Raw genomic sequence first — 10712 nt, forward strand, 5'->3', positions numbered from 1 at the left:
GGCCTCGTACTGTTCCTTGGGCACGTCGAGCAGGGACGCCATGAAGATGACCATGAGATCGCCGATGCCCCACAGGGAGAGCAGCACCAGCGAGGGCTTGGCGGTGTCGGGGTCGTTGAACCAGTTGGGCCCGGAGATGCCGACCGCTTGGAGGATCTCGTTCACCGGGCCCGAGCCCGGATTGAGCAGGAAGACGAAGGCGACGGTGGCGGCCACCGGCGGGGCGAGGTAGGGGATGTAGAAGGCGGTGCGGAAGAACCCGGCGCCCGTCTTGATCTTCGTGATGAGCAGCCCGAGCGAGAGCCCGAAGACGACCCGCACGGCCACCATGATCACGACCAGCCAGAGGGTGTTCCACAGGGCCGGGCCGAACAGGGGCATCTGCTCGAACACGTACTTCCAGTTCCGCAGGCCCACGAAGGTGGGCTCCTTGATCTGGTTGTAGTGCATGAACGAGAAGTAGACGGTGGCGATCAGCGGATACGCGAAGAAGACGCTGAAGCCGACCAGCCAGGGGGACAGGAACCCGAGCGTGCGCAGTCTGCGGCGCGCGGGGTTGGAGAGGGTCATTGCCATGGCGGGGTCCTCAGCTCAGCTCTTCGACTGGAGGGTGTCGGCGTCGATCTGCTCGTCGAGCTTCTTCAGGCCCTTGCGCAGATCGGAGACGCGCCCGGACTCGACGCCGTAGGCGAAGTCCTGGAGGGAGACGACGTACGCGCCGCCGTTCACGGAGGGCGGCAGGGCCTTGCTGTGCTTGTTCCGGAGGATGTCGAAGAAGGTCCGGAAGGTCGGATCGGCGTCCAGGTCGGGCGACTTGAGCGCGGCGAACGTGGAGGGCACGTTGTGGATGGCGTTCGCGAAGTTCACGACCTGCTTCGTGTCCGCGGTCAGGAACCGCACCAGCTCCCACGCGGCGTTCTGGTGCTTGCTGCTGTGCGCGATCCCGGCGACGGTGCCGGTGATGAAGCCGCGCCCGTACGTGTCGGCCTGGTCGTCGGGGACGGGCAGCGGGGCCACGCCCCAGTCGAACCCCGCCTTCGCCTCGTCCAGCATCAGACCGCGCCACTCACCGTCCAGATGCATGGCGACCTTGCCGGTCAGGAAGGCGTTCTGGCTGGACATCTCGTCGCCGAAGGACATCCGGAACTTCTCCAGGCCGGCGAACCCGCCCTGTGCATCGGCGAGTTGTCGCGCGGTCTTGAAGAACTGGTACGTCTTCGGTTCGTCGGCCAGGCGCGCATCGCCCGCGGCGTCGAAGTACTCGGGGCCCCACTGCGCGAAGAGCCGGTCCGGACTGTTCTGGTAGAAGCGGAAGTTCGGCAGATACCCGACCTGCTTGTACGAGCCCTTGCCGTCGCGGATGGTCAGCTTCTTCGAGACTTCCTCGAACTCGGACATCGTGCGGGGCGGTCGCTCGATGCCCGCCTTCTTGTAGGCGTCCTTGCTGTAGTACATCCCGAAGGCGTCCGCGAGCAGCGGCAGGGCGCACTGGTTGCCCTGGTAACTCGTGTAGTCGAGCAGCGTCTTGGGGAAGGTCTTGTGCTTGTCGAGACCGGTCTTCTTCATGAACGGATCGAGGTCCGCCCACATCCCGGAGTCGCAGTACTGGCCCACGTTGTTGGTGGTGAACGAGGACACCACGTCCGGAGCCTTGTCGCCGCCCGCCCGCAGGGCCTGGTTGATCGTCTCGTCGGAGACGTTCCCGGTGGCCTGCACGTCGATGTTCGGGTGCAGCTTCTCGAAGCGGCCGATGCTTTCGTTGACGGCCTTGACCTCGCCGGGCGTCGACCAGCCGTGCCAGAACTTCAGGGTGACCGGCTTGGTCGGGTCGTCGTTCGCGCTGCCGACGCTCGGGTTGGCGCAGCCGGAGAGCAAGAGACCGGCTGCGGCGAGCGCCGCGGACGCGCAGATGGGCATGCGCCATCGCGGCATGGCGGACTTCCTTTACGGAGTACGGGGGAGGGGAGGGGCAGGAGAGGGGGGTGCTTCGTGCGTGAAGGTGGAGCTCAGGCCGTGTCGAAGACCTGGTCGCGGGCCTGGGTGAGGGCCGAGCGCAGGGCGCCGGTGAGGATCGGGTCGCCGTCGAGTTCGCTGATGCGGATCTGCGGGCGCGGCAGTGCGAGCCCTGTCAGCTCCTCCTCGACCCTGACGCGCAGCTTGTCGCCGCCCGCCTGGGCCACCGAGCCGGAGAGCACGACGAGTTCGGGGTCGACGACGGCGACGACCGCGGCGATGCCGGTGGCCAGGCGCCGTGCGACCTCGGCGAGGACGGTGTCGTCCGCGAAGGCGTCCGCCAATGTGGCGACGCCGCCCGCGAGTTGCCGTACGACCGGGGCGGAGACCAGGCTCTGGAAGCCGCCGCCTCCGTCCGGGCCGCGCGTCGCCTCGGGGCCGCCGTGCGCCAGGGGCGCGCCGGGCAGCGGCATGTAGCCGATCTCGCCCGCGCCGCCCGTCGCGCCGCGCAGCAGATTGCCGCCGAGCACGATGGCGGCGCCGACGCCGTCGTCGAGCCAGGTCAGGACGTAGTTGTCGTTGTCCTGGGCGGCGCCTTCGTACTGCTCGGCGACGGCGGCCAGATTGACGTCGTTCTCGATGTCGACGGGCGTGCCGAGGACGGCGGCGAGATCGTCGCGCAGCGTCCGCGAGTGCCAGCCCGGCAGATGCGGGGCGTACCGCAGCTCGCCGGTGTGCGGGTCGATGGCGCCGGGGGTGCCGATCACCGCGGCCCGCAAGTCGTCGTGGCCGAGCCCCGCCTGGCGCAGCGCCTCGTCGACGGCCTCCGCGACCAGCTGCGCGGTGCGGTGGCGCACGTCCTCGGCCACCGCGTCCGCCTCGACGCGGGCCCGGCCGATGACGGTGCCCGTGATGTCGGCGACCAGCGCGGTGATCCCGGTGGGGTCGGCGGAGAGGGCGGCGACATGGGCGGCGCCCGGATGGATCTCGTACAGCAGGGCGTTGGGTCCCGGCCGGCCGCTGAGGCTGCCCGTGGTGTGCACGAGGCCCGCGGCCTCCAGGCGGCCGAGCAGCTGCGAGGTGGTCGGCTTGGAGAGCCCGGTCAACTCACCGATACGGGTGCGGGTGAGCGGGCCGTGCACGACGAGCAGGTCGAGCACCGCCCGGTCGTTCATGGCGCGCAGGACGCTGGGCGTGCCCGGGGTTCCCGGAGTGCTGCCTGCTGCTGCCATCACGACACCTGCTCTTCCAGTGACCGCTAACTGTTAGGAAACTTTCCAATTCGTGAGGACCGTACGGCCGGCGTGAATCGGGCGTCAATAGCGGACGCCGCCGCGGCAACCAAGTCGTTACCTGGCGGGGTCCGGCGTTGCACGGAGTGCTCCCGGCGCGGTCGGGCCGCCGGTCTTGTCCGACTGGATTTCTATTCATCCCAACGGGTGGCGCGAATTCAGATTGTCGGTCGCGGGCCACAAGAATGACGACCCTCACGGCTGTTGGAGGTCTGGTGTCCCGCTCCGCCTCGTCCCCACCGAACATGACCACCCTGGGGTGTTCCCTCTTCGCGACCCGCTGGCTCCAAGCACCCCTGTACTTCGGCCTGGTGGCCGCCCAGGGGGTGTACGTCTACAAGTTCTTCATGGAGCTGTGGCACCTCATCCACCACGTGGTCAGCGGGCACGCGGACGAGACGCACGTCATGCTCGCCGTCCTGAAGCTCGTCGATGTGGTGATGATCGCCAATCTGCTGATCATGGTGATCGTCGGCGGATACGAGACCTTCGTGTCGCGGATCGGCCTCCAGGGCCACCGGGACCAGCCCGAGTGGCTGTCGCACGTGAACTCCAACGTGCTGAAGGTGAAGCTGGCCACGGCCATCGTGGGGATCTCGTCGGTGCATCTGCTCCAGATGTTCGTCGACGTGCACCACACGCCCCGGCACGATCTGCTCTGGGGCACGGTCATCCACATGGCGTTCATCGCCTCGGCGGCCATCCTCGCGTACATGTCCGGGCCCATGGCGGCGCAGGAGGCGAGGGCGCGCGGCATGCACCGGGGAGAGGACGCGCACGCCGTGGTGATCCCCGGCCAGCGGGACGGCGGGGAGGGGACACAGCCGTACGCGCAGCCGTACGCGGCACGGGAAACGGAGGCGGGCCCGGGCGCGGGTCCGGGGGCGGAGGAGCGGATCGAGGCCGCCGGGTTCCCGGCCAGGAAGGTCCTGGAGATGTTCGACGAGGGGCGGCTGCGCGCACCCGGGCCGGAGGTGATCGCCCGCCTCGGCAAGGCCGACTTCGTCACCCGCAAGGCGAACGTGGTGCTGCTCGGCGAGCCCGGCACCGGCAAGACGCACCTTGCGGTCGCCCTGGGCGTACGGGCCTGCCAGGCCGGGCACCGGGTGCTCTTCGCGACCGCCGCGGAATGGTGCGCCCGGCTCGCGGACGCCAAGGCCGCGGGCCGGCTCGGCAAGGAGCTGTCCCGCCTCGACGCCTATCCGGTGCTCGTGGTGGACGAGGTCGGCTATGTGCCCTTCGACTCCGAGGACGCCCACCTGCTCTTCCGGCTCGTCTCGCACCGCTACGAACGGGCGTCGCTGATCGTCACCGGCAACCTGGCGCTCGGGCGCTGGGGCGAGGTGCTCGGCGAAGGGGCGACGGCCTGCGCGACGGTGGACCGCCTGGCCCACCATGCGGAGATCGTCGCCCTGGACGCCGACAGCTACCGGACGCGGCGCCCGGTGCACCTGGAAACCTCCGGGCGCGCCGGCTGACCTGCCGGCGCGGCGCTACTTCGAGAGGTTCGGCGGCGGTGCTATCGGCGAGGCCGCGAGCGACTGCGGCGAGGTCGTGGACGCGTACGCCGAGGGGGCCGACATGCCCGCCGTCGGGTCCGCGGCCGCCTCTTCCGTCGCCTGGAGCGGGAGCCCGCCGATGATGCGGATGCCCGCCGCGTCGAAGGCCCGCTTGATGCGCCAGCGCAGCTCGCGCTCCACGCCGAGCGCGTTGCCCGGCATCGTCTTCGCGGAGACCCGTACGACCATCGAGTCGAGCAGCACGCTGTCCAGGCCCAGGACCTCGACCGGGCCCCACAGGCGCTCGTTCCACGGCTCGTCCTTGGCCATGGCCTCGCCGACCTCGACCAGCTTGGCCTGCACCTTCTCCAGGTCCTCGTCCGGACGCACGGTGACGTCCACGCCCGCCGTGGACCAGCCCTGGCTGAGGTTGCCGATGCGCTTGACCTCGCCGTTGCGGACGTACCAGATCTCGCCGTTCTCGCCGCGCAGCTTCGTCACGCGCAGACCGACCTCGATCACCTCGCCGGAGGCCACGCCCGCGTCGATCGAGTCGCCCACGCCGTACTGGTCCTCGAGGATCATGAAGACGCCGGAGAGGAAGTCCGTGACGAGGTTGCGGGCACCGAAACCGATCGCCACGCCCGCGACGCCCGCGGAGGCGAGCAGCGGGGCGAGGTTGATCTGGAATGTGCCGAGAATCATCAGCGCGGCCGTGCCCAGGATCAGGAACGAGGCCACCGAGCGCAGCACCGAGCCGATCGCCTGCGAGCGCTGGCGGCGGCGCTCCACGTTGACCAGGAGGCCGCCGAGCGCCGTGCCGTTCACGGACTGAGCCGTGCGGTTCATGCGTTCTATGAGCTTGGTGATCGAGCGCCGGATGACCACACGCAGGACGACGGCGACGGCGACGATCAGCAGGATGCGGAGCCCGATGCCCAGCCACGCCGACCAGTTCTGCTCGACCCAGCTCGCCGCGTTCGTCGCGTGCTCCTGGGCGTCTTCCAAGGTCGGGGGCTTCGGCGTCGTCTTGTCGTCCGGGTCCGTTCCGGCTGCTGACAGGACGGACAGGAACACGGCAGGTACCTCCAGGCATAGCGGCCTGCCCAGGAGATGCACCAGGCAGAGTCACCACACTAACGGGGCATTGTGTGTGGATCGTTGTGATGTTCGAGGGAGAGACAGTGCTCACTTGGGGAAGATGAGGGTGTTGTACATGTGTGGTCGAAAACACTCCAAGGCCGTTACGAGCACATGGTGGCGCTTGGACCAGGCATGAGGGGAGACTGGCTACAGATCGTCCCGGCGCGAGCCACGCGCCGCCGGCGTACAAGGAGGCATCCGTGCCGCACGTCCTGGTCCTCAATGCGTCGTACGAGCCTCTGGGCGTCGTACCGCTCCGCCGCGCGCTCGTCCTCGTCCTGGAGAACAAGGCTCTCTGCCTCGAGGAATCCGGCGCCTTCATGCACAGCGCAACGCGCACTGTCCCCGCACCCAGCGTGGTCCGCCTCAAGCGGTTCGTCCGGGTCCCCTACCGGGGGCCCGTTCCTCTGACCAGGCGGGCGCTCTTCGCCCGCGACGGCGGTCGGTGCATGTACTGCGGTGGCGTCGCAACCAGCGTCGACCACGTCATTCCGAAGAGCCGTGGCGGTCAGCACGCCTGGGAGAACGTGGTGGCGTCCTGCCGCCGCTGCAACCACACCAAGGCGGACCGTCATCTCCTGGAGCTGGGGTGGCGCCTGCGTCACAAGCCCGCGCCGCCCTCGGGTCTGGCGTGGCGCATCATCGGGACCGGGCATAGGGATCCGCGCTGGCTGCCGTACTTGCAGCCGTTCGGCGCGGACGACGCCATGGCCCGGATCGACGGCATTTCCGCCTGAGAGATCCGGGCTTTTACGTGCGGCCGGAGCGGTTCGCCCCGCTCCGGCCCTTCGGCGCCGTCAGTCCTCCGCCACGGCGTATGCCTCCACCGACCAGAGGGAGTAGCCGAAGCGGGTGGCTCGTTTGTCGCCCTGTATGCGCAGGTAGCGCGTGTCCCGGGCGTCCATGCGGACCGCCTCCCGGCCGCCCTTGCCGTCCTTCACGGTCGCCGCCGTGCGCCAGGTCCTGCCGTCGGCGGACGTCTGCACGCGATAGCCCGCCGCGTACGCGTCCTGCCAGCGCAGGACCACCTGGCCGAGCCTGACCGGCTCCTTGAGCTCCGTCTGCCACCAGGCGCCGTCCTCGTACGCGGAGGACCAGCGGGTTTCGGGGTCGCCGTCGTTGGCGCCTGACGCCGGGAAGTCCTTCGTCTCGTCGCCCGACGACGACGCCTTCGTGCCGCGCGCCAGATCGGGGCCCGCGGTGCGCGGGTAGGCGCGGATCGAGACCGTCCTGGTCCGGCCGTCGAAGGTGACCGGCAGTTCGTACGTTCCCGCGCGCGTGCCCTCCGGGACGGTGACGTCGACGGGGACGTCCACCTGCGTGCCGCGCGGCAGGACGGACTTCTCCGGGGTGCGCACCTTGATGCCCCCGGGCGCCTTCGCAGTGACCCTGCCCCGTACGTCGCCGGGGCGCAGGGGCGTCAGCTTCGCCGTGATCCGCTGCGGGTCGCCGCCGATCTCCACGTCGGCCTCCGTGCGGGACAGGGACAGGCGGGCGCCGGGCGAGTCCGCGTACCAGGGCACGATGTGGCGGACGGTGCCCTCGGTGACCGTGACGCGGACGGCGTCGGCGCGCGGGCCTGCCCCCTCGGGGCTGACCTCCGTGAAGCCCGTGCCGGACAGGGCGCCGATGCGGCGCCAGCCCTTACCGGGGACATGCGCCTCGATGCCGCCCCTGGTGCCGGGGTCGGTGAGTGCCGTCACCGCCGTGAGGGGGCGGGCGCGGGGCGTGCGTACCGTCGCGCGGTCCGACGCCTGCTCGGTGTCGAGCCCCGCCCAGGCTTCGTACGCCTTCTGGGAGCTCGTGAGGAAGGGGGCGAGGACGCCCTTGCCGACCGTCACCCGGGCGGCCTTCAGTTCCTTTCGGAGGCCGGTCAGGGTGCGCGAGGCGCGCCAGGCGGCCGCGCCGTCGCCGGCCGACTGCGCGCGCAGCATGTCGACCGCCGCCTCGCCCGCCTCTCCGTAGCGCGCCAGCTGATCGACCCAGGGGCGCACCTCGGCCTTGATGTCGCTGCCGGCGAGCCGCCGCGGCGCCTCCTTCATGACGGTGAAGGCGTCCCGCAGGGCCTGTGCGGACTTCTTGATGCGGGCGGTGTCCGTCGTCGTACGCGCGCGTCGGAAGTCGTCCATGAGCGGGCGCAGGTACGCCGATTCGTCGGCGCCGAGCACGGAGGACGCGTCATTGCCCGCGAGGGCCCGCAGGGCGCCCCGCGCCTTCCCGTCGCCGCCCGCCAGGTCGTCGATCGCGGCGAGCCAGGACTCGTGCGGGCGGTAGGCGCGCGGGTTCCAGGCGTAGTCGGCGGCCGTGAACAGGGGGATGCGCGACGCGGAGGGCTGCTCCATGGCGTTGCCGAGCAGCGCCGCCGAGCCGGTGGCCACCGCGGGCTCGCGGCCGGTGTAGGGGCCGAGGAAGATGCGGTCCTGCGCGAAGTCGTTGACGGGGTAGTTGTCCATCGTCACGAGCGGGTGCGAGCCGAATGCCTTGCGGGCACCCGCGAGTTCCTTGCCGGTGATGGTCCGGGGGACCACGCCGACGCCCGTCCACGCCACCTCGATGCCGCCGTCGAGCCGCTCCGCGATGGCGTCGCGGTACGCGGTGGCGCCGTCCTGGTAGTACTCCGTGGGCATCAGCGACAGCGGCTTCGCGCCGGGGTGGCGCTCGGCCAGGTGCGCGGCGACCGCGTTGGCGACGCGGGACTGCGCCTTCGCGGCGGCCCCGGGCCCCGAACCGAAGGCGTCCGCGTCCGCGTCGCAGTGCCACTCGCTGTAGCTGACGTCCTGGAACTGCAACTGGAAGGCGCGTACGCCCAGGGCCCACATCGCGTCGATCTTGCGGTTCAGGGCCCTGACGTCCTTGTCGGACGACATGCACATGGCCTGGCCGGGGGCGACGGCCCAGGCGAGCGTCACGTGATTGGCCCGGGCCCGCTCGGCGAGGGCGCGGAAGTCGGCGCGCTGCTGCGCGGGGTAGGGCTCGCGCCAGCGCGCCTGGCGGTAGAGGTCGTCGCCCGGGGCGTAGAGGTACCGGTTCTGCTTCGTGCGGCCCATGAAGTCCAGCTGGTCCAGACGCTGTGCACGGGTCCACGGAGTGCCGTAGAAACCCTCCGTCATGCCGCGGACGGCGGTGCCGGGCCAGTCGCGGATCCGGACGCCGGGAATGGTGCTCCCGGCGCTGCTCCCGGTGAGCAATTGACGCAGGGTCTGTACGCCGTGGAAGAGGCCGTCCTCGCCCGTGCCCGCGAGGGCGACCGTGTCCTGGCCGCCGATCCGGCCCACCGCGATGCGGTAGCCGCCGGAGGGGAGGTCGCGCCGGTCCCGGGCGCCCAGCGTGCGCAGGGCCCGGTCGGCGCCGGTGCCTTCGGTGCCGGTGCCGTCGGCGCGGACGACGAGCCGGCCGCCTGATGCGGGGAGCGGGTCGCCGTCCTTCACCTCGGTGATCTTTCCGGCGCCCGCGTCGCGGAGGAGGGCGCGCAGGGTGTCCGTCGCGTACGGGTCCGGGTCCTGCCCTGTGACCAGGAGGACCTCGTCCGTGACGGTGACCGGGGCGCCTGCCGCGCTCATCGACTGGGGGCGGGGCCAGACCGGGGGGAGGGTGCCGTCGCTCTCGCGGTCGTCGCCCGGAGAGCCGGGGGCGTCGGGGGAGGCGGCCGGGGTGCCGGGTTTTCCGGGGAGCCCGGGGGCGGCGACGGCGCCGGGGGCGCCACCGAGAGCGCCTGCGATGACGGCGACGGCGATGGCGGCCGCGCCCTTCCTGCGCCGCAGTTGCACGGCCTCTCCTCGGTGTCACTCGTCCTGATGATCACGTTTGGTGCTCTTGCCGTGTCAGGGCGTCACCGAGCCCACCACTCGCGTGGCCGGAGTGTCAACGGGCGTGGGTGTTGTGCGAGTTTTCTTCCGTGTGACATTGCCGGGACTGGAACGCGGGACACGGGGAAAGGAAGATCTTGCGTTCGGACCCCCGCCCGGGGAAACGAATGTGAGTACGCGCACGTTCATACAACGGATATGTCTGCGATCCCGCGCACTGGGTAGGCCTGCTGTCTAAGACCGTCCTGCCCCCTGACATTGGAGCCCTACGTGCCCGCTTCCGCGAACCTCCTGCTCTCCGCTCTTTCCAAACAGGTCTCCGGTCCTGACTCCGGACTGGACGGATCCTGCTCCTGCGGCTGCCTGGAGCCGCCCCTGACCAGCGAGCCCCCGCTCGCCGACTACGCACCCCTGACGAGCGAGCCCCCGCTCGCCGACGCCGCTCCGCTGACCAGCGAGCCGACCTCCACCGGCACCGCGTCGGGCCTGGCCTACATGGGGGTCTAGATGGCCCCACCCGGAGTCGCCGGAGCCACCGAACCCACCGGATCCGCTGCACCCACCGGACTTTCCCGCCTTGCCGCCCTGCATGGCGTGGCCACTTCTTACTCCCCGTCCCCCGGCCGCACGGTCGCGGCCGCCGACGCCGCGGTGCTCGCGGCGCTCGCCGCCCTCGACGTGGACGCGAGCACCCCCGAGGCGCTGCGGCGCGCCCTCACGGACCGTGAGGCGCAGCTGTCCGCCCGGCTGCTGCCGCCGACCGTGGTGATGTGGCAGGGCGGCCCCGACACGGCCGCGCCCCTGGCCGGGCTGCCGCCGGGCACGCGGGTGCGCGTCGACACGGAGCGCGGGAAGTCGGTGGAGTGGGAGACGCCGCGGGGAGGCGGCGCAGAGGCCCCGCAGCCGCACGCGCAGCCCCCGGCCCACGCGCAGCCTCCGGCGCACGCGCAGCCTCCGGCGCACGCGCAGCCTCCGGCGCACGCGCAGCCTCCGGCGCACGCGCAGCCTCCGGCGCACGC

At 71.0% G+C, this 10712-nt stretch carries 8 protein-coding genes and 1 pseudogene; 4 read left to right on the forward strand and 5 right to left on the reverse strand.

Annotation, left to right across the window (positions count from 1 at the left end; genetic code table 11):
* From ACQKIP_RS28730 to ACQKIP_RS28740, 3 genes are all read right to left on the reverse strand, one after another.
* Window positions 1-576: carbohydrate ABC transporter permease (locus tag ACQKIP_RS28730; protein WP_427744527.1), on the reverse strand; the 576-nt coding region annotated here is incomplete at its 3' end.
* A 15-nt stretch (window positions 577-591) separates the two neighbouring features.
* Window positions 592-1932 (reverse strand): ABC transporter substrate-binding protein, encoded by a 1341-nt coding sequence (locus ACQKIP_RS28735; RefSeq protein ID WP_365857690.1) that lies wholly within the window; start codon window positions 1930-1932, stop codon window positions 592-594.
* Window positions 1933-2006: 74 nt separating this feature from the next.
* Window positions 2007-3185, reverse strand: a complete 1179-nt coding sequence (locus ACQKIP_RS28740; RefSeq protein WP_365857692.1) for an ROK family transcriptional regulator — start codon at window positions 3183-3185, stop codon at window positions 2007-2009.
* 305 nt (window positions 3186-3490) lie between these two features.
* On the opposite strand from ACQKIP_RS28740, the gene istB reads away from it, so the two are divergent.
* Window positions 3491-4723 (forward strand): IS21-like element helper ATPase IstB, encoded by a 1233-nt coding sequence (istB, locus tag ACQKIP_RS28745; RefSeq protein ID WP_365857694.1) that lies wholly within the window; start codon window positions 3491-3493, stop codon window positions 4721-4723.
* 15 nt (window positions 4724-4738) lie between these two features.
* On the opposite strand, the gene ACQKIP_RS28750 is transcribed toward istB, so the two are convergent.
* On the reverse strand, window positions 4739-5821 hold the full coding sequence (locus ACQKIP_RS28750; RefSeq protein ID WP_365857696.1) for a mechanosensitive ion channel family protein: 1083 nt from the start codon (window positions 5819-5821) through the stop codon (window positions 4739-4741).
* Between the two features lie 266 nt (window positions 5822-6087).
* On the opposite strand from ACQKIP_RS28750, the gene ACQKIP_RS28755 reads away from it, so the two are divergent.
* Window positions 6088-6624: an HNH endonuclease gene (locus ACQKIP_RS28755; protein WP_190080400.1), complete on the forward strand. Its 537-nt coding sequence runs from the start codon at window positions 6088-6090 to the stop codon at window positions 6622-6624.
* 60 nt (window positions 6625-6684) lie between these two features.
* Here ACQKIP_RS28755 and ACQKIP_RS28760 read toward each other — a convergent pair whose 3' ends face one another.
* Window positions 6685-9654 carry a beta-N-acetylglucosaminidase domain-containing protein gene (locus tag ACQKIP_RS28760; RefSeq protein ID WP_365857698.1) on the reverse strand — a complete coding sequence of 990 codons (2970 nt, stop codon included), beginning with the start codon at window positions 9652-9654 and terminating at the stop codon, window positions 6685-6687.
* A 309-nt stretch (window positions 9655-9963) separates the two neighbouring features.
* On the opposite strand from ACQKIP_RS28760, the gene ACQKIP_RS28765 reads away from it, so the two are divergent.
* Together ACQKIP_RS28765 and ACQKIP_RS28770 are read left to right on the forward strand one after the other, a co-directional pair.
* Window positions 9964-10200 (forward strand): hypothetical protein, encoded by a 237-nt coding sequence (locus ACQKIP_RS28765; protein WP_361186191.1) that lies wholly within the window; start codon window positions 9964-9966, stop codon window positions 10198-10200.
* A pseudogene (locus ACQKIP_RS28770) lies at window positions 10201-10712 on the forward strand (4-alpha-glucanotransferase); the annotation flags it as partial.

It is taken from the genome of Streptomyces sp. NPDC059900 (assembly GCF_050270335.1).
GTDB lineage: Bacteria > Actinomycetota > Actinomycetes > Streptomycetales > Streptomycetaceae > Streptomyces.

Excerpts from the sequence above, each read along its gene's own strand:
- ACQKIP_RS28735 (WP_365857690.1), bottom strand. The coding sequence starts at position 1,932 with ATGCCGCGATGGCGCATGCCCATCTGCGCGTCCGCGGCGCTCGCCGCA.
- ACQKIP_RS28740 (WP_365857692.1), bottom strand. The coding sequence starts at position 3,185 with ATGGCAGCAGCAGGCAGCACTCCGGGAACCCCGGGCACGCCCAGCGTC.
- istB (WP_365857694.1), top strand. The coding sequence starts at position 3,491 with ATGACCACCCTGGGGTGTTCCCTCTTCGCGACCCGCTGGCTCCAAGCA.